The 22,464-nt window shown below is 45.7% G+C and carries 24 protein-coding genes; 8 read left to right on the top strand and 16 right to left on the bottom strand.

Features of this window, described 5'->3' with window-relative positions; translation table 11 throughout:
* Positions 1-5: 5 nt before the first annotated feature.
* From yfkAB to G3352_RS20620, 3 genes are all read right to left on the bottom strand, one after another.
* A complete protein-coding gene (gene yfkAB / locus G3352_RS20610) occupies positions 6-1,142 on the bottom strand; it encodes a radical SAM/CxCxxxxC motif protein YfkAB (RefSeq protein ID WP_163759338.1) in 1,137 nt (378 codons plus the stop codon).
* 220 nt (positions 1,143-1,362) lie between these two features.
* Positions 1,363-2,481: an HD-GYP domain-containing protein gene (locus tag G3352_RS20615; RefSeq protein ID WP_163759340.1), complete on the bottom strand. Its 1,119-nt coding sequence runs from the start codon at positions 2,479-2,481 to the stop codon at positions 1,363-1,365.
* Between the two features lie 69 nt (positions 2,482-2,550).
* The gene (locus tag G3352_RS20620) at positions 2,551-3,981 is read right to left on the bottom strand and encodes a bifunctional metallophosphatase/5'-nucleotidase (protein ID WP_163759342.1); all 1,431 of its coding nucleotides are present in this window, start codon (positions 3,979-3,981) and stop codon (positions 2,551-2,553) included.
* 120 nt (positions 3,982-4,101) lie between these two features.
* On the opposite strand from G3352_RS20620, the gene G3352_RS31455 reads away from it, so the two are divergent.
* Both G3352_RS31455 and G3352_RS20630 read left to right on the top strand, forming a co-directional pair.
* The gene (locus G3352_RS31455) at positions 4,102-4,848 is read left to right on the top strand and encodes a molybdenum cofactor biosynthesis protein (protein ID WP_163759344.1); all 747 of its coding nucleotides are present in this window, start codon (positions 4,102-4,104) and stop codon (positions 4,846-4,848) included.
* Positions 4,849-4,972: 124 nt separating this feature from the next.
* Complete coding sequence (locus G3352_RS20630; RefSeq protein ID WP_163759346.1) at positions 4,973-6,022, top strand: HD-GYP domain-containing protein; 1,050 nt, start codon at positions 4,973-4,975, stop codon at positions 6,020-6,022.
* A 131-nt stretch (positions 6,023-6,153) separates the two neighbouring features.
* Here the strand turns inward: G3352_RS20630 and G3352_RS31245 are convergent, their stop codons facing one another.
* From G3352_RS31245 to G3352_RS20670, 9 genes are all read right to left on the bottom strand, one after another.
* Positions 6,154-6,285 (bottom strand): YjcZ family sporulation protein, encoded by a 132-nt coding sequence (locus G3352_RS31245; RefSeq protein ID WP_208642727.1) that lies wholly within the window; start codon positions 6,283-6,285, stop codon positions 6,154-6,156.
* A gap of 108 nt (positions 6,286-6,393) precedes the next feature.
* Entirely contained in the window at positions 6,394-7,113 is a 720-nt protein-coding gene (locus tag G3352_RS31460; protein ID WP_163759347.1) for a M23 family metallopeptidase, read from the bottom strand.
* A gap of 246 nt (positions 7,114-7,359) precedes the next feature.
* Positions 7,360-8,757 (bottom strand): Fe-S cluster assembly protein SufB, encoded by a 1,398-nt coding sequence (sufB, locus tag G3352_RS20640; protein WP_062319997.1) that lies wholly within the window; start codon positions 8,755-8,757, stop codon positions 7,360-7,362.
* Positions 8,758-8,777: 20 nt separating this feature from the next.
* Positions 8,778-9,209 carry a Fe-S cluster assembly sulfur transfer protein SufU gene (sufU, locus tag G3352_RS20645; protein WP_163759349.1) on the bottom strand — a complete coding sequence of 144 codons (432 nt, stop codon included), beginning with the start codon at positions 9,207-9,209 and terminating at the stop codon, positions 8,778-8,780.
* Complete coding sequence (locus tag G3352_RS20650) at positions 9,199-10,419, bottom strand: cysteine desulfurase (protein WP_099854758.1); 1,221 nt, start codon at positions 10,417-10,419, stop codon at positions 9,199-9,201. Before G3352_RS20650 ends, sufU begins: the two co-directional genes overlap by 11 nt.
* Positions 10,416-11,720, bottom strand: a complete 1,305-nt coding sequence (sufD, locus tag G3352_RS20655) for a Fe-S cluster assembly protein SufD (RefSeq protein WP_163759351.1) — start codon at positions 11,718-11,720, stop codon at positions 10,416-10,418. The genes G3352_RS20650 and sufD overlap by 4 nt, the downstream gene beginning before the upstream one ends.
* Before the next feature lie 24 nt (positions 11,721-11,744).
* Positions 11,745-12,524, bottom strand: a complete 780-nt coding sequence (sufC, locus tag G3352_RS20660) for a Fe-S cluster assembly ATPase SufC (protein WP_062320002.1) — start codon at positions 12,522-12,524, stop codon at positions 11,745-11,747.
* Between the two features lie 371 nt (positions 12,525-12,895).
* Positions 12,896-13,471, bottom strand: a complete 576-nt coding sequence (locus tag G3352_RS20665; RefSeq protein ID WP_163759353.1) for a DUF1802 family protein — start codon at positions 13,469-13,471, stop codon at positions 12,896-12,898.
* A gap of 135 nt (positions 13,472-13,606) precedes the next feature.
* Positions 13,607-14,068 (bottom strand): Dps family protein, encoded by a 462-nt coding sequence (locus G3352_RS20670; protein ID WP_163759355.1) that lies wholly within the window; start codon positions 14,066-14,068, stop codon positions 13,607-13,609.
* A 300-nt stretch (positions 14,069-14,368) separates the two neighbouring features.
* Between G3352_RS20670 and mtnK the strand changes: the two genes are divergently transcribed.
* Positions 14,369-15,586 carry an S-methyl-5-thioribose kinase gene (mtnK, locus tag G3352_RS20675; protein ID WP_205524972.1) on the top strand — a complete coding sequence of 406 codons (1,218 nt, stop codon included), beginning with the start codon at positions 14,369-14,371 and terminating at the stop codon, positions 15,584-15,586.
* A gap of 22 nt (positions 15,587-15,608) precedes the next feature.
* A complete protein-coding gene (gene mtnA, locus G3352_RS20680; protein ID WP_163759360.1) occupies positions 15,609-16,682 on the top strand; it encodes an S-methyl-5-thioribose-1-phosphate isomerase in 1,074 nt (357 codons plus the stop codon).
* 103 nt (positions 16,683-16,785) lie between these two features.
* Here mtnA and G3352_RS20685 read toward each other — a convergent pair whose 3' ends face one another.
* Positions 16,786-17,088, bottom strand: a complete 303-nt coding sequence (locus G3352_RS20685; RefSeq protein WP_163759629.1) for a YunC family protein — start codon at positions 17,086-17,088, stop codon at positions 16,786-16,788.
* Positions 17,089-17,318: 230 nt separating this feature from the next.
* Here G3352_RS20685 and G3352_RS20690 point away from each other — a divergent pair, with 230 nt between their 5' ends.
* A complete protein-coding gene (locus G3352_RS20690) occupies positions 17,319-17,897 on the top strand; it encodes a hypothetical protein (protein WP_163759362.1) in 579 nt (192 codons plus the stop codon).
* A gap of 144 nt (positions 17,898-18,041) precedes the next feature.
* Here the strand turns inward: G3352_RS20690 and G3352_RS20695 are convergent, their stop codons facing one another.
* On the bottom strand, positions 18,042-18,428 hold the full coding sequence (locus tag G3352_RS20695; RefSeq protein ID WP_163759364.1) for a DUF423 domain-containing protein: 387 nt from the start codon (positions 18,426-18,428) through the stop codon (positions 18,042-18,044).
* 278 nt (positions 18,429-18,706) lie between these two features.
* Between G3352_RS20695 and G3352_RS20700 the strand changes: the two genes are divergently transcribed.
* Both G3352_RS20700 and G3352_RS20705 read left to right on the top strand, forming a co-directional pair.
* Positions 18,707-19,183 carry a hypothetical protein gene (locus G3352_RS20700; RefSeq protein WP_163759366.1) on the top strand — a complete coding sequence of 159 codons (477 nt, stop codon included), beginning with the start codon at positions 18,707-18,709 and terminating at the stop codon, positions 19,181-19,183.
* A gap of 124 nt (positions 19,184-19,307) precedes the next feature.
* Positions 19,308-20,156 carry a DegV family protein gene (locus G3352_RS20705; RefSeq protein ID WP_076289862.1) on the top strand — a complete coding sequence of 283 codons (849 nt, stop codon included), beginning with the start codon at positions 19,308-19,310 and terminating at the stop codon, positions 20,154-20,156.
* An 82-nt stretch (positions 20,157-20,238) separates the two neighbouring features.
* On the opposite strand, the gene pdaA is transcribed toward G3352_RS20705, so the two are convergent.
* A complete protein-coding gene (gene pdaA, locus G3352_RS20710; protein WP_163759367.1) occupies positions 20,239-21,018 on the bottom strand; it encodes a delta-lactam-biosynthetic de-N-acetylase in 780 nt (259 codons plus the stop codon).
* A 156-nt stretch (positions 21,019-21,174) separates the two neighbouring features.
* Positions 21,175-21,573: a hypothetical protein gene (locus G3352_RS20715; protein WP_163759369.1), complete on the bottom strand. Its 399-nt coding sequence runs from the start codon at positions 21,571-21,573 to the stop codon at positions 21,175-21,177.
* A gap of 148 nt (positions 21,574-21,721) precedes the next feature.
* Here G3352_RS20715 and cysC point away from each other — a divergent pair, with 148 nt between their 5' ends.
* A complete protein-coding gene (gene cysC, locus G3352_RS20720) occupies positions 21,722-22,360 on the top strand; it encodes an adenylyl-sulfate kinase (protein WP_063564275.1) in 639 nt (212 codons plus the stop codon).
* The last annotated feature ends 104 nt before the right edge of the window (positions 22,361-22,464 follow it).

The following is a 22,464-nucleotide window of genomic DNA, read 5'->3' on the forward strand; positions in this document are numbered from 1 at the left end:
GAATATCAACGTGTAATTGCTTTTCTCGATTTGAAATCCACACCTTTATAATACATATCTGCCACTAGCAGATTGGGTCCGCAACAGGAAGCCGCATCACAATGACAGTTAACGGTCTGATTCAGCGGATGTTCCGCCGACCACTCATGAAATACATCATCCAGCTTCCGGTCACGAATGTTGCCAAACTCCGGGATGTCGGCAAAATCGGTAACATACACGTTTCCGGTAAACATATTGACGTTAACGCGGTTACGACCGTCGGGATCATTACGAACTGTCACTTTAGGCTCGCTATACAGGCGGTTAATCAGTTCGCGATCCTGCTCTGCTGCACTGCATGCGAAGAACGGAAGTGTACCAAACAGCATCCACATATCCTTGTCACGCACATCCAACAAACGATGAATAGCCGCTCTCATATGATCAAGGGAAAGCACCGGCAGCGAAGAAGCAAAATTCGAATTATACATCGGATGCACTTCATGACGGACACAGCCCATCTCACGGATCAATTGATGAATGCCCTCAAGCTTGTCATGGGTACGGAAATTAATCATGGACTCCGCAGAGATAAACATGCCCGCTTCACTAAGTTTGCGGGAATTTTCAATCATTTTCTCATACATCTTCACCGCGACTTCCCGTTTTACAGGTCTACCACTGTTGGCAAACCCGACTTGGTGAAAGTCATCGGCATTCAGATAGTTGAATGAGATATGCATAACGTCCAGATAAGGCAGAAGCTGCTCGTAGCGACGGTAATCCAGCGTCAGATTCGAGTTGATCTGGGAACGAATGCCCCGTTCCTTGGCATATTTGAGGAGCGGAATGATCATCTCATCCACGGTCTTCTGGCTGAAGCTCGGTTCACCACCCGTCAGACTAATCGTCTGAAGGTGCTCAACCTCATCCAGCCTTTTAAGCATCAAAGGCAGCGGAAGCGCTGGTGCTTCGCGCATCGTTAACATATCTCCTACTGCACAATGCTCGCAGCGCATATTGCACAGATGAGTCACGGTCATTTCTACACTGGTCAGCACATGCCGTCCATATGTACGCAAAGAGCCGATCGGATCCCAAGGATCATTAGTCGGCGATAAAGGCATCGGTTCTACCGATCCTGAGTTTAGCATGGTCATTGTTCTTCACCTTATTCCTTTTATTAACCTAAAAAGTTTTATTTACAACATACCCCGTCTTCAACTTTTGGAGTTATCTTTAATCATAGCACAATTTCCTGTGCTCTGGCATGAGCATGCTCTGTCCATTACATGACAAAAAACGCCCGTGTAATATCAGGCCGGCTCGGTCCTGATATTACAATATGAGCGTTACCCATTATCCATTGACGTCAGGATATCAAAATAATTCGCCACGTACTGAAGCTGGCGTAGCGTCTTCCACACCTTCAACACCTGTAATCATAACAGACAACGCTGTGGACAGATCGATCTCGTAGGGTGCACTCAATGTCTGGCCGTAAGCATCTTTGAGAACACGAATACGTGGTCGTTGTGGAACACGCGAATGGATGGCTGCAACAACCCCGACCTCCCCCGTACTTAGCGTGACGGAAATACCTAAGGGATAAATGGCTACACAATCACGGAATTTTTCCAGCATTCGCTGTTCATAAAGTGTCCCTGAACCGGTGTATAATACTTCCACAGCTTGATGTGGCAGCAAAGCTTGTTTGTATACCCGATTGGTTGTCATCGCATCATACGAATCGGCAAGGGCCAGCCATTTGGCGTACTCATGAATCTCTTTGTCTTTCAAACCAAAAGGATAGCCGCTGCCATCAATCCGTTCATGGTGTTGTAATGCGCAATGTGCAGCAAGGAGCGGTATACCCGGTTCATCTTTGAGAATACGATGTCCATATGTAGTATGCTGCTGTATGATTTTAAATTCATCATCGCTTAATTTGGCGGGCTTGTGCAGAATTTCTGGAGCGATCTGCGTTTTACCGATATCATGCAACAGAGCTCCTAGTCCAATCTCCATTAATTGCTGCCGAGTATAGCCTGATGCCACACCAAGAACCAGCGTATACACACATACATTAAGAGAATGATTATACAGATCAAAATCACTGGCGTTCATATCCATCAGCATAATCATCGCTTCCTTTTGACTGCCAATGTCCTCCAGAATCGTATTCATTAACCCGCTAAGTGCTTTTCCGAAGTGTGGGATTCGGCTTTTGGTTTTGAGACCCGACATGCTCTGAAACTGCTGTTTGATCTCGACCAGCGCTCTGCGCCTAGTCTCTTCCTGCAGCATATCCGGAATAATAATATCCTCTGTTGCTGCATCCGATATATACACATATCCAATCCCCAGGTCCTTTAGACGTCCAATCAACCGACTGGTCAGCTCTACTCCCTCACTGAGCAGAACCAAACCCTCTTCACTATAAATTCGTTTCCCCAGCTTCATGCCAGGCTGCAATAGGTTTATATGTACTAAACGCACAGCCTATCCTCTCCCGCTCCGTAGATGTAATTTCCACTAGCCGCCGCTTCAGCAGAAGGCAAGTACTTGTTAGATTTCATGCCAACGGGACCGCAGGCTGTCATCCAGCGCCCCTGGCCTTTTTAGTTCCGATTCGAGCAGATCACGTATGAATTCAGGAAGTCGATACGATGTATCCGTTCCAAGAGCAAAAGACGGATAACCTACGTTAAACGTAAACATGTCGAGTGTTCCTACCACATATTCTTGTTCATCACGCATCGGCTCACCCTCTATATATATGGCACGGATTTTCTCGTATGGAGGTGAATGGGGATCATACTCCACATCCATTCCATCCATGCATAATGTTCCTAAAATATCCCCGCGAAATCCAAACCCGATAATCGGTTTACGTGAAAACTCTGACAACAGGGACTGCTCCAGCGCTTCCCGAATTTGAATTCCATTCAAGCATATTGTACAGGCATTAATGGGAGATGGACATAGGGAATGTAACATTCCCTTTGTGATATTCCCCTGCGGAAGATCTCCAAGGAGCTGCCCAGCGTTAACAAGAGACAGTTGTGCTCCAGTGAACTGACGAACTGCTTGGGCAAGCAGAGACGCAAACGGAGACTCATGATCGTAATCAATGGTCAGCTTTCTGTCCGTAATAACGGCTGTTTGGCCCAGCGCACGCTCAGCTTCCGTCCGGTGTGTATCTATAGCCAGCGACACGCTTTCTTCGAGCAACATGTTCTGGACTGGAACACAGCCGCTGCTCACCAGTGTAAGTTCATTCGCTTCATATTCCCGCTCCAGTACCACCTTACCGAGCCACTGGCCAAACTTTCCTGCCGCTCCAAGCACCGTCTGACCAATGACTAAAGGTTCTTCCAGTACATGATGTGTATGTCCGCCCAGAATGACGTTGATGCCCTGAATCTGTTCAGCCAATCTGCGATCTGTGGAAAGCCCTAGATGGGACAAGATAACGACTACATCCACCTGAGAACGTAAATCTCCAACTTGCTCACGCAGCGTCTCTACTGGGTCCAATACATCCCAACCCAACAATTCATAAAAGGCAGTAAAGGGTGCTGTAGCACCAAGCAGACCGATGCGAAATGGCCCCTTCTCCAATATGAGAGAGGATTTCATCCAGACTGGTGGCAGGCCCGTAGCTTGGTCCACAACATTTCCACATACAACAGGACACAGAAGTCCAGAATATGACTGCGTCAGTTGTTCGGGTGTAAATGTTAGTCCTTCGTTGTTCCCGATCGTTATCGCATCATAACCGGTCAGATTAATGATATCCACGTTGGCCGCCCCCAGGGTACCCTCCGTCTCAACTGCCATCCGGTCCATATGATCTCCGATATCCACGACCAGAAATTCTCCAGCCTGTTCCTTCTCATGTCCAATCATGGCGGCGATGGAGCTCATGGAACCAAAATGACTATGGATGTCATTGGTGTGTAGAATCGTTAATGTTTGCGCCTTCTTGGTGCTCATCACACCGCCTCCCTCTTATCGTCGATAACGTACATTCCTCTAATGGATAAGCATAACATTTTCCGCGTCGTTATGATATATTTATAGGGTTTAGAGATTAAAAAGAGGTGAGTAATTTCCATGAAATTAACAATTCAACTATTTGCAGGAATCGCTGAACGTCTGGGCACATCCCTGCTTGAATATGAATACCCCGGAACGGATCCAACGCCTATGCAATTAAAAGAAAAACTTGGCCTTGCTTATCCTGAAGCGGCTGACCAAATACGTGTTTCTTTTCTGGCAGTAAACCAGCAGTATGCTTCTGCCGATATTATAATCAAGGCTCAGGATGAACTTGCCTTAATTCCCCCTGTGTCGGGAGGAGATGGTACCCAATTGAATGGTGATGGACATCGTTCATCCCATCCTGAGCATCGCACGGATGATGGATTATTCCTGATCACCCAGTCCCCACTGTCCGTGGAAGCTACAACGGAGCTCGTCATCACTGCAAACCATGGAGCAGCCCTTACCTTTGTTGGCACCACCCGTGAAATGACCGGACAGCAACGAACGGTTCATCTTGAATATGAGGCCTATATACCTATGGCACTTTCTCAGATGGCAGCTATCGGTAATGAAATCAATGAGCGCTGGCCAGGCGTAAAATGTGCGATTAGCCATCGGATTGGGAAGGTAGACGTAGCAGAGATCAGCGTCGTTATTGCCGTTTCCTCCCCTCATCGCAGTGACTGTTACGACGCAAGCCGTTACGCGATTGAAAGACTCAAACAGAATGTACCCATCTGGAAAAAAGAAATATGGGAAGATGGTTCCGAGTGGAAAGGTCATCAACTAGGACCCTGGAACCCCACAGACAATTAATTAACTAGTCATTCGACCTGTCCAAAAGGTGATGAAATTAGTAAATAAGTCGTTGTCAACCCATTTTTTTCTTGTTATTATAATCATATATGTCGATATTAGTCGAGGAAAAGGTGGTTTATACGTGAGAGTGCATGTTACTGATCTTAAAACTGGCGACCTGTTAAAAAATGATGTGTACAACAGTTCGGGTCTCCACATGCTGATGAAAGGTTCCACACTCAGCGATGATGATATTGCCAAGCTGCTGCAGCACGGAATCGATTACGCAGATGTAGAACATACAACATCTGACCTACACTCTGATGCACAAACCTTACCTTCCGATCAAACCCGTCTGTTAACTAACCTGTTTAACGATACGATCAAAGGTACAGAATCTCTATTTGAACAAGCCATGGAGAAGGGTTTTATTGATGAGACTCAGGTCGATGAAATTTTGATAACCTTAACAGGACAGCTTGAAAAACAAAAGGACGTTGTCTCCTTGCTGCTGATGCTTGACGGAGATAACGACTACACCTACAACCATTCCTTACAAGTCGGAATGCTCGCTTTTTATATCGCCGGCTGGATGGGCTACAACCCTGAGGAGTGTCTAACCGTAGCCAAAGCAGGATATCTTCATGATATTGGCAAGTCCAAGATTCCTTCTGAAATTTTACATAAGCCGGGCAAGTTAACGCCCGAAGAATTCGAAGAAATGAAGAAACATACGTTATATGGTTATGAGATTGTCAAAGAGTCCACTCAGGACGAGATCCTTGCAACCGTTGCCCTTCAGCATCATGAGCGCGAGGATGGAAGCGGCTACCCTTATGGACTGAAAGGTGACGAGATACACCCATTTGCCCGTATAACGGCTGTAGCCGATGTTTACAGCGCGATGACGACCACTCGGGTGTATCAGACCAAACAGGAATTAATCTCCGTGCTATGCGAATTGTACAGCCTCAGCTTCGGTCAGTTGAATGCTGAAGTTACGCAGGAACTCATCAAACATATGCTGCCCAATTTTATTGGCAAAAGGGTTCTGCTCACGACCGGCGAAACCGGCCTAATTGTGTTGAACAACCCCGCGGATTACTTCCGCCCACTCGTTCAGACCTCTACAGCCTTCATTGATTTAGCGAAGGAAAGAGATGTGGCCATCGTTGAAATTTATATCCAGTAAGCATTAGCATTCAGTTATGCGCAGCAGCAGTTAAAGTAAGCCCAGTTCAAGAGAACATGTCATACGTTTACATGTAAAAAAGGGGAGCCATTAAGGCTTCCCTTTTTTTATTCTTATTCATTCATATCCGATTAAACACAGAATGCTTTAGTGATGATAACCAACAGAATGAACAGTACCAAGATCGCACCTGTGTTGGTGAACATATTGTATCCGCCTACGCCGCCTACGTTGCCACCACAGCCATATCCAACTTCGCTCATGTGATTGCCTCCTCTTCATCAGGTATACCTTAACATATGACGTTTGCGTTGGGATGAACCGGGCGAACTGGCAACATTCAATAAATGGTTGTCTGCCTGCTTTGCCTGTTAACTTGAGGAGGTGGAAGAGACCTTAATGCCCTTCTCCTTGCGATACATGATGACAAGCAATCTCCAAAAGTCATAACTCCCTGTCTCGTTATTTATATACGATTGGTAATAATGATAAGCTTCCTCAGCCCAGGACGGACAAGCCATACTTGAAATGTTTTTCTGCTGCTGGATCCAGGCCGACTGGGATTCCAGCATCTTCTCCATCGCTGTTAACCGCTCTCTTTCCTCCGTCGTCAATGGGGTTCCCTCCTGTCCTTCAACCGTTGAACTATATTCAGATTTCAAGTAGATTCCTGGATCAACAACACCACTCTCACTAGCCGTGTATCCATAAGAAGGGAAGCTCGTTTTGCGTACCTCATAATGCACATGCGGACCCGTGCTTTCGCCTGTACTTCCCTGATTGCCAAGAAGCTGCCCTTGTTTCACTTGCTGTCCAACTTTTACTGCAATTCGGGAAAGGTGAGCATAACAATGCAAGTAGCCCCTATGATCCTGTACCGCAACCGTAAGCCCGTAGCCGCCGAATCCTGATCCTGTAGCACCTTCCGAAGCAAAACGTACAGTCCCGTCCATAAATGCATGGATGGGCCCATTCCATGGCTCTGTGACGAGATCGATTCCGCGGTGAAATGTCTGGCCGCCAGAAATAGGATGGATTCGGTAGCCAAATGAACTTGTAATCCGATATCCTTTAAACGGATTTATGCTCATGTATTCACATCCTTTTCTACCATTAGATGCTTAAATCTAGTAAATGGCTTGTGCTATTGATCCTATTTTATTACAAATAAACCCAGGATAGAGCATTCAAGTATGTTTTCTACTACAATAAAAAAAGATCGAGGGATAAACTCCCTCGATCTTTTTTGATGCTGTATATAGATCACGTGAAAGTGATTCAGCATAATTTCGCCACAATCAAAATCCACGTTTTCGAAACGTGCTAGGGCAGTTGGATTAACCAATAGACCCTTCCATTTCGAATTTGATCAATCTGTTCATCTCTACCGCATATTCCATCGGCAGTTCCTTCGTGAACGGTTCAATAAAGCCCATGATGATCATCTGTGTTGCTTCTGCATCAGTCAAACCACGGCTCATCAGGTAGAAGAGTTGATCTTCAGACACTTTGGATACCGTAGCTTCATGCTCCAGCATGATGTTATCATTCATGATTTCATTGTAAGGAATCGTATCGGATGTGGACTCATTATCCAGAATGAGTGTATCACATTTGATATTGGATTTTGCACCTTCCGCTTGGCGACCAAAGGAAGCCAAACCACGGTAAGTTACTTTACCACCATGTTTACTGATCGACTTGGATACAATCGTTGATGTTGTATCTGGAGCCAAGTGAATCATTTTCGCGCCTGCATCCTGATGCTGATTTTTACCAGCTACAGCGATGGACAGAACCGAACCTTTAGCTCCGCGGCCTTTCAGTACAACTGCTGGATATTTCATCGTCAGTTTTGAACCAATGTTGCCATCGACCCATTCCATCGTTGCATTTTCTTCAGCAACGGCACGTTTAGTAACCAGGTTGTAGATGTTTGGTGCCCAGTTTTGAATCGTTGTGTAACGAACGCGGGCATTTTTCTTACAGATGATTTCAACAACCGCACTGTGCAGTGAGTTCGTGCTGTAGATCGGAGCTGTACAACCCTCAACATAGTGAACGAAGCTATCCTCATCTGCAATGATGAGTGTACGCTCGAACTGTCCCATGTTTTCGGAGTTAATCCGGAAATAGGCTTGCAGAGGCACTTCACATTTTACGCCTTTAGGTACGTAGATAAAGCTTCCTCCGGACCAAACGGCACTGTTCAATGCAGCAAATTTGTTATCAGCCGGTGGAATAACAGTTGCGAAATATTCACGCAGGATTTCCGGATGCTCTCTAAGTGCAGTATCCGTATCCATGAAGATTACGCCCTGATCTTCCAATTCTTTTTGCATGTTGTGGTATACAACCTCGGACTCATACTGAGCCGATACACCTGCGAGGAATTTTTGTTCCGCTTCAGGGATACCCAGTTTATCAAAAGTTTCCTTGATTTCGGAAGGTACCTCTTCCCATGTTTTCCCTTGTTTTTCAGAAGGACGAACATAGTACTGAATATCGTTGAAATCCAATCCGTCGAGATCTCCACCCCATTTAGGCATCGGCATTTTTTCGAATTGTTTCAGGGATTTCAAACGGAATTCCAACATCCATTCCGGTTCGTTCTTGATTTTGGAAATCTCCGTAACGACTTCTGCAGTCAGACCTTTACCGGTTTGAAAGATGGATTTGTGTTCGTCGCGAAAACCATATTTATACTCTTCCATTTCTGGTGCTTTTTTAGCCATCTTGCTCTACCTCCCTATCGTTATTGTACATTTTCCTCTTCGTCAATTCCTTTGCGTAGTGCATTCCAGGCCAATGTGGCACATTTGATGCGTGCAGGGAACTTGTTCACACCGGATAGGGCTTCGAGATCTTCATAATCGTCGAAATCGACTTCTTCCCCTTTCATCAGTGAGGAGAAACGGTTAGCCATGTCGAGTGCCTGCTCCATCGTTTTACCTTTGACTGCCTCCGTCATCATCGATGCCGAGGACATGCTGATGGAACAACCTTCCCCCGTATACTTGGCTTCCTGAACGATTCCGTCTTTCAGCAAAAGTTGCAGTGAAATCCGGTCGCCGCACGTTGGATTATTCAAATTCACCGTGACAGCTTCATTATCAAACGTTCCGCGGTTCCGCGGGTTTTTGTAGTGGTCCATTATGACACGCCGGTACAGATCATCAAGTTGCATCGCCAAAATACTCCTTTGTCTGGATTAAGGCGCTGACAAGCCGGTCCACATCTTGTTCATTATTGTATAGATAGAAACTGGCACGAGCTGTTGAACTGACTTCCAGCCAGCGCATCAGCGGTTGGCAACAGTGGTGTCCGGCACGAATGGCTACGCCACTCGCATCCAGCACAGTTGCCACATCATGCGGGTGTACATCACCGAGGTTAAATGTAACCACTCCGACATGACGCTTGGCTGGTCCATAAATGGTCAGTCCATCAATCTCGGCCATACGTTCCGTTGCATAAGCTGCCAGCACACTTTCATGATGAGCAATCTCATCCATGCCAATCTGCTCCAGGAAATCGATAGCAGCGCCCAATCCAACCGCACCTGCGATAATCGGCGTTCCGCCTTCGAATTTCCAAGGAAGCTCTTTCCAATTGGATTCATAGAGACCCACATCATCAATCATTTCACCGCCGAACTCAACCGGCTCCATGGACTCCAGCAGCGCCTTTTTGCCGTAAAGTGCACCGATCCCGGTTGGTCCGCACATTTTATGGCCGGATAATGCGTAGAAATCACAGTCCAGATCCTGCACATCCACCTTCATGTGCGGTGTGCTCTGTGCGCCATCCACAACGATGACAGCACCTTTGCGGTGTGCAATTTCAGCGATTTGTTTTACCGGATGAACAACACCCATAACATTGGATACATACGCGATTGCTACAATTTTAGTATTGTTCGTAATCGTCTTCTCCACATCAGCCAAATCAATGTTGCCATCCGGCTGAAGCGGAATGTATTTCAATGTCGCACCCGTTTCCTTGGCTACCTGCTGCCATGGAATCAGATTGCTATGGTGTTCCATCTGCGTAATAACAATTTCGTCGCCTTCTTTGCAAACTGAGCGTCCGTAGGACGAAGCCACCAAATTCAGAGCGGTCGTTGTCCCACGGGTGAAAATAATCTCCTGTGTGCGGCGTGCGTTGATAAACTTGGCAACCTTTTCACGTGCGCCTTCATAAGCATCCGTTGCACGGCTTCCAAGCGTATGAACACCACGATGCACATTGGAGTTCTCATATTCATAATAATGTTTAATCGCTTCGATTACAGCCAGCGGCTTCTGGGAAGTCGCAGCGTTATCTAGGTATACGAGCGGGTGTCCGTTGATTTCCTGGTGGAGGATCGGGAACTGCTCGCGGATAGCCGGGTTCATTGTCCCAGTTTCCGTTCGATGAGAGACTGCAATTGGGTACGCAGTGCTTCCAGAGGAATATCCGCCACCACCGGAGCCAGGAAGCCGTAAATGATCAGGCGTTCTGCATCCGTACGGTTAATCCCGCGCGACATCAAGTAATGAATTTGCTCCACATTGACTTGACCTACAGAAGCCGCGTGACCTGCTGTTACATCATCCTCATCAATGAGAAGAATTGGGTTGGCGTCTCCACGTGCTTTCGGGCTCAGCATCAGTACTTTCTCTGTTTGCTGTCCGTCCGCTTTGGTAGCACCTTTCTCAATCTTCGTAATTCCGTTAATGATTGCAGAAGCCTCTTCACGCATAACTGCACGTGTAATCATCTGACTTGGCGTGTTTTTGCCGAAGTGACGAGCTTCAGTAGTGTAGTTGATTTTCTGAGAGCCGGAGCCTACTGCGATAACTTTGGAATCGGAGCTTGAGCCGTTCCCTTTAAGAACTGTCATCGTGTTGCTTGCAGTATCACCGTTGTTCATCTCACCAACGATCCACTCGATCGAACCGTCGTTCTCCACCACTGCACGGCGGAAAGATACGTCAGTAACATTTGTGCTCAGTTGGTGAACTGATGCGAAACGGACTTTGGCACCAGCTTTCACGAATACTTCCACAACACCGTTATGGAACACAGGTGAAGACAGTTCGCCAGATACATAGTTATCCACATAAGTAACGGAGCTGTTGGACTCAGCAACGACAAGCACGTGTGGTGCAAATGTTGCAGTAGCATCATCTGTGAGCAGTACCGCTTGCAGCGGAACTTCAATCTCTACGTTTTTCGGAACATAGAGGAATACCCCACCGTTCCAAAGTGCTGCATGCAGTGCAGCAAGGGAATGCTCATCTGCTTTTACAGCCGTATTCAGATATGGTTTTACCAAATCGCTATGTTCGCGAACTGCAGTAGCCAGATCTGTGAAGATAACTCCTTTTGCTGCAAGTTCAGCAGACAACTTGGAATATACCGTACCGGAATTACGCTGGATAACCAGACTGCCTTCTGCTTGGTCCTTAACCAGATCTTTAATGGAAGCTGGTACTTCCTCAAGGGAAGCAATCGCTTCACTAGCTTTGTATGTGCCGTACTCGCTGACATTCCAGCGTTCGATTTTTTGTTTTTCCAGTTTGGGAAGCGCAAGCCCGCTTGCAAGCTTAAGGGCTTCGAGCCGCTGCTCGGTCAACCAGCCGGGTTCATTGTTGCTTTCCGACAAGGCGCGAAGCGCTTCAGATTCAACCGGAAGAATTGTTTGTGTAGTCATTGATTATCCTCCTCCGTTTTGTCTTTACGCTTGACCTACAGTTTCGTCCGTGATTCCCAGCTCTTCTTTAACCCAGTCATATCCTTCAGCTTCCAGACGGTGTGCCAGCTCAGGTCCGCCAGATTTTACGATACGACCTTGCATCATTACGTGCACATAGTCAGGAGTAATGTAGTTCAACAGGCGTTGGTAGTGAGTGATGATCAGGAAGCCGCGATCTTCGCTCTTCATTGCGTTTACACCGTTTGCCACAATTTTCAGAGCATCGATATCCAGACCGGAGTCAATTTCATCGAGTACTACGATTTTTGGATCAAGCAGCATCATTTGCAGAATCTCGTTCCGTTTTTTCTCACCACCAGAGAAACCTTCATTCAGGTAACGGTGAGCAAATTCAGGATTCATGTCGAGTTCTTTCATTTTACCTTCCATTTGGCGAATGAACTTGATCAAGGAGATCTCGTTGCCTTCACCACGACGTGCATTGATTGCGCTACGCAGGAAGTCGGAATTCGTTACACCAGCAATTTCACTTGGGTATTGCATAGCCAGGAACAGACCCGCACGAGCACGCTCGTCTACAGCCATATCCAGTACATCTTCACCGTCAAGTGTAATCGTACCGTCTGTTACTTCATATTTAGGGTGCCCCATAAGTGCAGAAGCCAGTGTTGATTTACCAGTTCCGTTCGGACCCATGATTGCGTGGATTTCTCCACCTTTCATTTCCAGGTTGATGCCTTTCAGGATTTCCTTACCTTCGATCGTCGCTTTCAGACCTTCAATGACGAAATTCGTAGCCATGTGTATTGTTTCCCTCCATTGTTTAAATTGATGTTTACTGTCGAAAACGAAAAAGCACCTATTAATATCTGAACAGGGCTTCCCCTGAATTTCTCCTGTACTCCAATCTCCAAAGCAAGAATCACTTTAGAATAATTCTAAACTGATTCTCAATGATTATCAAGTCATTTCCTAAGAACTCTTGTCCCTTACAGGAAACATTATTCTATCTGATTCTATAATAAAAGCCAGATTGAATCAAATGACAAAACTTCTTCGTCATAAATAGACAGTGAGAAAAATCACAGGAATTCAACCTTTTATCAAATCTGCTCCTCTCAATCGAAAAAGGACCTATCCATATCATGGACAAGTCCTTCCGATAAATAACATTACATTTTGAGCGTCTCGTTAATCTTCTGTACCTGTTCGTCAAAATCCGCAACGTCCACCACCGGCGTCATTTCGCGCGGCACCGGACCATTCGGAATGGAAATCCAAGAACGGCATCCGTTGTATTCAGGTAATACGGGAATCTCCATCGGTTCCTTCAAACGGTACACTCGGAGTATCAATACGTGGAGTGGATCTTTGCGTTTCCACTTTAGGCGGTCTTCGGCAAAATCAGCAGTCCACATATGAAAGTCAAGAAGTCGATCCAGCATCTCCTGATCTCTGATCTCCAAATCCTGTGCCACTTCAGCATATGCTGTGAGACGGATCGTCGAAGCTTCAGGCACCCATTCGGCCAATGATTCCTCAACATAGAAATGATCAGAGGACTTTATCAGTTCTTTACGCTGATGTTCATAAGTCGGATACAGATAGAACGCTGGACTTTTTAACTCAAAACGTCGGGTTTCCTCCACAATCCCGCCTTTGCGCATCACCATAATCTGGCGACCCGTTTCCAGCGCTTTGATAGCGGAGGCCCATTCTTTTAATGCCGGTATCGTTGTGCCTATCATAAAGATCTCCTCCCCAAGTCAGTCTTGTCAGCAGTATAGACGCTCGGCGTCGTCCTGACAACGTGAAAGGTAGGTTAGAGTAACTGTATGGTTTATAAGCCAACGAACTCAGTAAGTGAGAAAGTGAGAATGTAATTAGCCCAAGAAAGAGCGCAGCATCCACATATGTTTCTCCAGATCAGCCTTGAAGCCTGTCAGCATATCAGAAGTCGGTTGGTCTTCCGCAGCTTCTGCTACTTCAATACCTTCCTGGTACTCGTTCGACAATGTAGCAAAATCCTCGATTAGATTCTGTACCATTGTGTTGGCATCTTCGCCACCAGCAGCCTCTTGAATGGAGGACAGCTCAAGATATTCTTTCATTGTAGCCGCAGGGCTACCTTTGAGCGTAAGAATACGTTCAGCGATTTCATCCATTTGTACAGTCACTTCATTGTAGAATTCTTCGAATTTCACATGCAGTGTGAAAAAGTTGGGTCCTTTTACATACCAGTGATAGTTATGGATTTTAACATACAGGACGTTCAGGTTTGCCACCTGACGATTAAGTACTTGTTCCACCGATTTTGCTTGAGCTGTTTTGTTTTTTGTAGCCATCTTAATCCCATCCTTTTATTATAAAATTAGTCTGACATTCACTTGATTCAGGTCAACCTGAATGTGAATAACAGAGATTTAACATTTCGGCACCGCCTTAATGCGGAGAGCCTTGTCGGCGGTATTTCTATCAACCGTCCGGCCTATTTGTTTTTACCCGTACACCGGAAGTTCGAAACAAGTCCGGTATAGGCTGTCTCAAAAAAAGGGTACAAAATCACAGTTATTTCCGATATACTGACATATACCAAGCAAAGAAGTGGGTTTTCCTGTTTCTTCATATATATGGAGGTGGCATTCTTGTCCCAATATCGCCCTTTTACACCCCAGGATGCAATCGAACTGGCCAAAACATTACCGGGTCCATTTGCGGCAGATGCGAATCTGGAATGTCGTGAGATCGGTGACGGCAATCTGAATTTGGTCTTCCATATCACGGATCAGAACTCCGATAAAAGTATCATTATCAAACAAGCTCTTCCTTATGCGAAAGTGGTTGGAGAATCATGGCCATTGTCTCTGGTGCGTGCCAGAATTGAACGGGAAATTCTACAGGAAGAGTATCGTCTATGTCCGGGAATGGTACCCGAAGTGTACCATTATGATGATGATCTCGCCTTAACCGTGATGGAAGATTTGAGCGATCATGTGATTATGCGTAAAGGCCTCATCGATGGCGGAACATATCCTCTTTTTGCACAACATATCGGGGAGTTCATGGCAAGAACGCTGTTTTTCACTTCAGATCTTGGCATGAACCAGCAACTGAAGAAAGAGAAACAGGGAAGATTCGTCAATCCGGATCAATGTAAAATAACCGAAGATCTGATCTTTGATGAACCCTATCGCATTGCGGAGAAAAATAATTATGAGGCAGCCATTGAAGACGAAGCGGAAGCACTTCGTACAGATGGAGAACTCCATCTTGAAGTAGCTTTGCTACGCGAGAAATTTCTTACCCATGGTCAAGCTCTACTTCATGGTGATTTACACACAGGCAGTATTTTTGTCACAGCTGAATCCACGAAAGTCATTGATCCCGAATTTGCCTATTTCGGACCAATGGGATTTGATGTAGGAGCCGTGCTTGCCAATCTGTTACTCCACTACGCCTCACTGCCAGGCCGAATCCAGGATCAGACGGCTCTTCATGAGCGTGAAACGATATTGCTGGATATGGTTCGTGACGTATGGACTGAATTCGAATCCCGTTTCCGCAGCCTGTGGGCTTCAGATCTGGTTGATCCTATGGCTAAGACGCCTGGATACGAAGATCTTTACGTACAACAACTATTCAGAGATTCTGCTGGCTTTGCGGGCGCGAAAATGGTCCGCCGTATTGTCGGACTTGCGCATGTCGCAGATATCGATACGATTGAAGATGCGACACAACGTGAACGTGCTCAGCGCAAAGCGCTGGCAATCGGTAAAGCACTCATTAAGCGTAATCGCAGTCTGAATACCATTGGTGAACTTCTAGATACAGTAGCTACTGCAGTTACTTTTATTAAAGCTTAACTCAAGGAACGGAGGAACATCCATGACAAACCCTGAACATCAGCCTCTGTCCTCCCTTATATGGAAACAGGACAAGCTTGAAATGCTTGATCAGCGTCTGCTGCCTGAAACAATTCTGATGCTGAAACTGTACACGCCCGAAGAGGTATGGGAATCCATCCACTCGATGAAAGTACGCGGTGCTCCAGCGATCGGGATTGCTGCTGCATTCGGCGTCGTGCTTGGTGCCAAGGCATATGACGGACTTGCCGTACAAGGCTGGCTCGATCATGTAAAATCCATCTGTGCTCATCTTGCCACTTCCCGTCCAACCGCTGTTAACCTGTTCTGGGCATTGGATCGTATGATGCAAAAAGCCAGTGACCTCGCTGAATCCGGTGCAAACATCGAAGATAGCAATGCTGCTCTTGAAGCGGAAGCACTTTTGATTCAAAAAGAAGACGAAGAAGTCTGCCGTCTTATCGGTGAAAATGCTCTTCCTTTGTTCGCAGACGGTATGGGTGTGCTCACACACTGTAATGCAGGCGGACTTGCAACCGCGAAATACGGAACGGCGACTGCACCGATGTACCTCGCTCATGAGCGTGGCATCAACCTGAAAGTATTCGCAGACGAAACGCGTCCTGTCCTTCAGGGTGCACGCCTTACGGCCTTCGAGCTCCAGCAAGCCGGTATTGATGTCACTCTGATCTGCGACAACATGGCTGGTATGGTTATGTCCAAGGGCTGGATTCAGGCAGTTATCGTTGGTACAGACCGCGTCGCTGCCAATGGGGATGTAGCTAATAAAATCGGAACTTACAGCGTAGCGGTCCTTGCCAAAGCGCACAACATACCTTTCTATGTTGCCAGCCCACTGTCCACTATTGACCTGTCTACGCCATCCGGAGATCTCATTCCGATTGAGGAACGTGCTGCGGAGGAAGTAACCGAAGGATTTGGCAAACGTACGGCACCACAAGGTGTGAAAGTATTCAACCCGGCGTTTGATGTCACTCCTAACGAATATGTAACGGCGATTATTACGGAAAAAGGGGTCGTTCGCGCTCCTTTCAAAGAGAATCTGGCTGCCTTGTTCGCCAAGGATGAAGCTTAATTAATAGAAGTAAGTTTGATTGTTTGATATAGGATTGGTACATGTAAATTAAAGAAAGGGCTCCCCAGTAGGGGAGCCTTTTTAATCGTCTAATATTCAGGGATTAGATCATCTTGAGCAATGCTTCTACACCCGTCATGCCAACCCTAATGCCCATGGCTTCGGCTTCCGTTGTCACCGACTCCATAGGTGCATGCAGCAGCTGTTCCAATGTGCGCACGCCAACCGCCCGAGCTGCAATAATCTTGCGATCCCCAAGCTTCTCATTAAGTAATCCCACGTCGAGTGCTCCGCACATGATATATCCTTTGGATGTATTAATCGTCAGTAATGTCGTTTTTGGCAGCTTTACCTCTACTCCGACCAGAACATGTTCTCCAACCACAATCGGCTCCATCGTCACCATAATTTCCCGATACACCTCCTCTTTCACAGGTCACGATAATTGTATGCCTCATTCTGGATAGCCGTGTGGACACCTGCGGAAAAGGATTGGAAATGCATATGGTTTTACTTGAATTTGCCTAAGTGGTTGCTCATTTTCTATGTCTCCAGCACTATGATTATTGCCTTTTTAATGATATAGTGTATTGAAGCATGTTTTTGCTGACATATCTTTTAACGGGGCTGGGATGAATGAAAGAAACCTTATCCAACGAAGAAGAAATCGGCTTTTTATTCAATGTCGATATTCTTATTAAGAGCCGCTCGAATGCATTGGCACTGCAGTCCCTGTTGGAGTTCATAAACAAAGAGGAACAAATTGCGGACTTCCGGATTCAATCCGGCATAGAGCTTGGCAAAATTATTGAAGTGACACTGCAGTCCAAAAAGGACTCATTCGCCTTTCTTCATAAAGAAAGAAAAAAATCACAATCCAATGCAAGACAGAAGAACTCTTCACCAAATCAAGCGACGGCTTCAACCGTTCCAGTCAAACCACAAAGTGAAATCGAAACACCTGATTCCCAGATAGCTCCTTCAACCGAAGCATCCAACACTACCAACGGAAATTCATTCGATGTATGGATTGATACCCTTATCAAAGAAAACCGTCTTACTCGGATCGTTGTGAACAACAAGAACGGCCGGCATCAGAGCATTCCATGCCGAATCTTGAATTTTGATCGGGATACCAGCATTGTAAGTGTCTACCATGTGGATGAAAAACAAGTATATACGTTCCGAACGAATGAAATTGATGAGTTTCTCTAACTCAATGAGCATTCAAACAAAAAGCAACTTACGGGGGAATTCCATAACATTTCCCAGGCAAGTTGCTTTTTTTAGTGTTCATCACGTAACAATGAGCTGGCACATCGTTAGTTATCCTTAACTACGCCCAGCTATTATAAATCATCATGAGCGATCTTTTCCCCGCTGCCATACGTCTATTGCTAATAACAACCATCCGACAATAAAGGCTACTCCGCCGATTGGCGTGATGGCTCCCAATACTTTAATACCTGAAATACTCAGTACATACAGACTGCCCGAGAATATGATTATTCCGATAAACAGTAGACGTGCTGCCCACTTGAGCTTGGTAGAAGATCCAAGCTGGCCCGCTGTAAGACCAATAATCAGCAGTGCGATTGCATGTATCATGTGGTACTGCACTCCGGTTTCATACACGGCTATGGCGTCTGCACCAATTTTTTCCTTGAGCATATGTGCACCAAATGCACCAATAGCTACAGCAAGCATTGTCAGTACAGCACCAAGCATCATCCATTTCCGTTGCATTTGCTTTCTCTCCCTTAATTCATCTCTCACTATTTATTTTAGCGAATCCTTGCAGTGTTTACCAGCCAGCTACGATGCGAAGGCATTTATATGTCTGGTTATATATACTTTATTTCGCTTTTGCCTCCAAATCGACGAAAACTGGCGTTAAACCTTGATTTTTATCGATTTTTATGGAAAAGTAAAAAGGAATGCCTTCATTCGCTTGATGAGAATCATAATACCGGGATTAGGTTAATTACACTCATGACTACGATTAAGGGAGGGATAAACCATTTATGGATAATCAAAATAACCAGAATAACCATCATCCTTACCAATCCAGTTCCTCTGCGGATCATTCAGATCCCAATCATGATAATCTGTTTACACCTTACCCCTCCGACCTTGAAAATCCATCTATGGGTCGATTGAAACATTCTGGGCCTGGTATTGCAAGTTTTGTGATTGGATTGGCCTCAATCATTGGTTACATGCTGACTTTAGGTATTGCCACGATGGCTATCAACAGTACAATTGGCGTCGTAACCACACCGATCCAAGTGGAAGAGATAGCATTACATCCAGCAGTTGTTCTGGCTTCTCTGGCTGTTCTGGTTTGTCTGATTCTTAATCTGGCTGGACTCATTCTCGGTGTGATCGGGCTCATTCTCAAAAATCGTAAAAAAGTCTTTGCTATCATCGGAACCATTCTCAGCGGAGTCATGATTCTGGCGTTTGCAGGCCTTATAATCGCAGGGATCTATATGATGTAAAAGCGTAACTCCACATCACATTCATTCTTCAAAGATGTTAATGAGATAACACTGATCCATCCATCTCAATATGATTCATTTGATCCATTCTATTGCCAAATTTTCGTATCCAAAGGAGATTGACATGTCACGAATCAAAATTTTCACGGACAGCACAAGTGATCTGGCCCCAGCATGGATCCAGCAGCACGATATCGGTATCATCCCTTTATATGTCGTGTTCGGTGAGGAATCACTGAAGGACGGTGCTGAAATTAAGCCAGAGCAGCTCTATGAACGTGTAAGCAGGGATGGGCGTCTGCCCAAAACGGCAGCACCTTCACCTGCTGATTTCATGACGGCATTTCAACCTTACATAGAACAAGGGTATGATATCTTATATATCAGCTTGTCCTCTGAACTTTCGTCAACTTACCAAAATGCAAGATTGGCCAGTTCCGAATTTCCGGAAGGTCGCATCTCTGTCGTGGATTCTCTGAATCTTTCTTCCGGGATTGGCCTGATGGTCATGAAGGCAGTTCATGCAGCAGAAAAAGGGCAAAGCCTGATGGAGATTACACATCTCGTTGAAGCCATCAAGCCAAATGTGCGAACGGAGTTTGTCATCGATACGTTGGAGTATCTGTATAAAGGTGGACGCTGCTCTGGCATGCAAAACCTGATTGGCAGTCTGCTGAAAATTCGACCCGTCATTCGGGTAGCCGATGGCAAGATGTCACCTGCATACAAGGTGCGTGGCAAACGCGAAAAGGCGCTGGAACAAATGCTGCAAAACACACTTAACCATAAGGAACAGATCGACCGTGATCTTGTTATCGTCGTACATACCATGGCCGAAGAAGACGCGCTTGATTTGCAAAAGTCTCTACAGGAGCAGACTGGAGCACGAGTGGAATTAACTACGGCTGGCTGCGTTATATGTAGTCATTGTGGTCCCAAAACGATCGGTATCATTTATAATACGGTTCTATAAAAGGCCTCAAAGACCAAGCCAAAAAGGGCATCCCAAGCTACCGTAGCTCAGGATGCCCTTTTTCTATTGTAAACATGTAAAATTAATAACTTTTTGTTTTCAGGTCATTTAAACTTTTGAACGCATATCCTTGCTTACGTGCCTCATCAATGATAGAAGCTAGCGCCTCCGTGTTATCCTTAGACACAGAGTGAAGCAGAATGACTGCTCCCGGATGAAGCTGTTTCAGAACTTGCTGACGTGCATATTCTGTCCCACGCTGCACTTTAGTATCCCAATCTTTATAGGCAACGGACCAAAATACATTAACGTAACCTTGGGCGTGACTCTCTGCAAGCGTCCGATTATTAAAAATGCCACGTGGTGGCCGCAAGAAGGTCGCTTGCTGTCCAGTCAACCGATTGACCTCAGATCGTACCTGATCAAGCTCTGTTCTTATTTTTTCATTGGAAACTCGGGTCATATCGGGATGGCTCCAGGAGTGGTTACCCACAATATGGCCTTCTACCGACATTCGCTTCACCAATTCAGGCTGGTCTTTTAGATAATGTCCGGTGACAAAAAAAGCAGCTGGCACTTTCTTGTCGCGCAGAACATCCAATATAGCTGGCGTAAACCCATTTTCATATCCGTTATCAAACGTAAGATACAGCTCTTTCTGTTTTGTATCCCCCAGGAAAATGGCATCGTTATGCTGCAATATCTCCTTAAATCCTTCCTGATCAATGGAAGGCAACTGGCCGTTTTGGCTCTTTTTAAAGCCAAAATGATAAGCTCCATTTATTGGCGATGCTTCAGTATGTGCCGGTAATATACCGAACGTCAATACAGCCAGCAGCATGTAAAGAACCATTCGCTTCATTGCTATCCGCTCCTGTTCCTGAAAAATTCGGTTTGTCGTTTCCTATCACGAACACCTTCAGGTAATATGCCACAGGAACAGATAATGTATGTAATTTTCGATTACAGATCGCTTCACATACTTACACACCATGGAACCCAGTTCTCATTTCTTCGTTCAAAACCGTTTATTGTCTCGCTCGGGATGATGAAACAATTCAAGTAAGGTCTGAGGTTTTCCACTGGAAGCCAACCATTCTCTAACCATCTCTATTGCACGTGTCTGACCATCACCACTATCCCGCCAGGTTAGCAGCTCAATGACTTTAATAATCAGGGCAGACATATTATGATTATCATGTTCAGAGCGATCTGCGCGCAATTTATGATATAGAGCCTCCTGCTCCCAATCAAGTAAAATCTCGTCACCAATGGTAGGCTTCATCAATGTGTATGCTCTACCACACTCTGGACAACGAACCGCACTGACCTGCTCTTGAGCAAAGATTGCCCGAATATCCTGGTCGCAATCCGCGCACTGGAAATATACCTGTATGTTGTGTATGTTATTGTTCATGTTGGTCTTCCTCCTGCTATGTATGTACTACATCTATACCCGAATTATCGTTGATTCACGCTAAATTCCGCCAAATTCAGAAGGTGCTATAATCTTGTAAATATGTTAAAATATTATACATACCATAAGTAGGAAGAGGCGGATATTCATGTCTAAGGAAGAGCGTAATATTACCTGGCAGCAATCCAGCTTAAACAGGCAGGACAGGGAAAAACATAACGGTCATCGCAGTCGTGCCTTATGGTTCACCGGCCTATCCGGCGCAGGAAAATCCTCGCTTGCATTTGCCCTAGAGCAGTATCTGTACGAAAAAGGGGTTCATTGTTACGTACTTGATGGGGATAACGTACGTCATGGACTGAATCGGGATCTTGGGTTCACGGCCGAGGATCGGCAAGAAAATCTGCGCCGGATTGGTGAAGTATCCAAGCTGATGGTAGATGCCGGGTTATTTGTTCTTTCCGCCTTTATATCGCCAGATGCACAAGACCGGAATATGGTTAAACAGCTCTTTGAAGCTGATGATTTCATTGAAATTTATGTTCGTTGTTCGATCGAAGAATGCGAACGCCGTGATCCGAAGGGACTTTACAAAAAGGCCCGCAGCGGTGCCATTCCACATTTCACAGGCATTTCTGCCCCTTATGATATTCCAGAAGATCCTACACTGATTATTGATACTGAAGAGCTGTCCATCGAAGAGGCCGTGCATGAAATTGTGCAGCATCTCGAACGTGTTGGTGCTTTTCAGCTGCCGCAACCTGTTAGCAATGCCATCGTTCACTAAATGCAAATGGCAATCAGATTGAATTACTTTCCTACTACACATACTTCAAAGGCGCTGCCTCTAATGGCGCGCCTTTTTGCTTTGTTCATTTCCGGATTTACTGA

This window comes from Paenibacillus sp. ALJ109b (assembly GCF_010747435.1).
Taxonomy (GTDB): Bacteria; Bacillota; Bacilli; order Paenibacillales; family Paenibacillaceae; genus Paenibacillus; species Paenibacillus taichungensis.

Coding starts and splice junctions, on each gene's coding strand:
- G3352_RS20695 (WP_163759364.1), bottom strand. CDS start 18,428: ATGCAACGGAAATGGATGATGCTTGGTGCTGTACTGACAATGCTTGCT.
- yfkAB (WP_163759338.1), bottom strand. CDS start 1,142: ATGACCATGCTAAACTCAGGATCGGTAGAACCGATGCCTTTATCGCCG.
- sufB (WP_062319997.1), bottom strand. CDS start 8,757: ATGGCTAAAAAAGCACCAGAAATGGAAGAGTATAAATATGGTTTTCGC.
- G3352_RS20620 (WP_163759342.1), bottom strand. CDS start 3,981: ATGAGCACCAAGAAGGCGCAAACATTAACGATTCTACACACCAATGAC.
- sufU (WP_163759349.1), bottom strand. CDS start 9,209: ATGCAACTTGATGATCTGTACCGGCGTGTCATAATGGACCACTACAAA.
- mtnA (WP_163759360.1), top strand. CDS start 15,609: ATGACAAACCCTGAACATCAGCCTCTGTCCTCCCTTATATGGAAACAG.
- G3352_RS20650 (WP_099854758.1), bottom strand. CDS start 10,419: ATGAACCCGGCTATCCGCGAGCAGTTCCCGATCCTCCACCAGGAAATC.
- G3352_RS20690 (WP_163759362.1), top strand. CDS start 17,319: ATGAAAGAAACCTTATCCAACGAAGAAGAAATCGGCTTTTTATTCAAT.
- pdaA (WP_163759367.1), bottom strand. CDS start 21,018: ATGAAGCGAATGGTTCTTTACATGCTGCTGGCTGTATTGACGTTCGGT.
- sufD (WP_163759351.1), bottom strand. CDS start 11,720: ATGACTACACAAACAATTCTTCCGGTTGAATCTGAAGCGCTTCGCGCC.
- G3352_RS20715 (WP_163759369.1), bottom strand. CDS start 21,573: ATGAACAATAACATACACAACATACAGGTATATTTCCAGTGCGCGGAT.
- G3352_RS20685 (WP_163759629.1), bottom strand. CDS start 17,088: ATGGTGACGATGGAGCCGATTGTGGTTGGAGAACATGTTCTGGTCGGA.
- G3352_RS20705 (WP_076289862.1), top strand. CDS start 19,308: ATGTCACGAATCAAAATTTTCACGGACAGCACAAGTGATCTGGCCCCA.
- G3352_RS31460 (WP_163759347.1), bottom strand. CDS start 7,113: ATGAGCATAAATCCGTTTAAAGGATATCGGATTACAAGTTCATTTGGC.
- G3352_RS20670 (WP_163759355.1), bottom strand. CDS start 14,068: ATGGCTACAAAAAACAAAACAGCTCAAGCAAAATCGGTGGAACAAGTA.
- G3352_RS31245 (WP_208642727.1), bottom strand. CDS start 6,285: ATGAGCGAAGTTGGATATGGCTGTGGTGGCAACGTAGGCGGCGTAGGC.
- G3352_RS31455 (WP_163759344.1), top strand. CDS start 4,102: ATGAAATTAACAATTCAACTATTTGCAGGAATCGCTGAACGTCTGGGC.
- G3352_RS20665 (WP_163759353.1), bottom strand. CDS start 13,471: ATGATAGGCACAACGATACCGGCATTAAAAGAATGGGCCTCCGCTATC.
- G3352_RS20700 (WP_163759366.1), top strand. CDS start 18,707: ATGGATAATCAAAATAACCAGAATAACCATCATCCTTACCAATCCAGT.
- cysC (WP_063564275.1), top strand. CDS start 21,722: ATGTCTAAGGAAGAGCGTAATATTACCTGGCAGCAATCCAGCTTAAAC.
- sufC (WP_062320002.1), bottom strand. CDS start 12,524: ATGGCTACGAATTTCGTCATTGAAGGTCTGAAAGCGACGATCGAAGGT.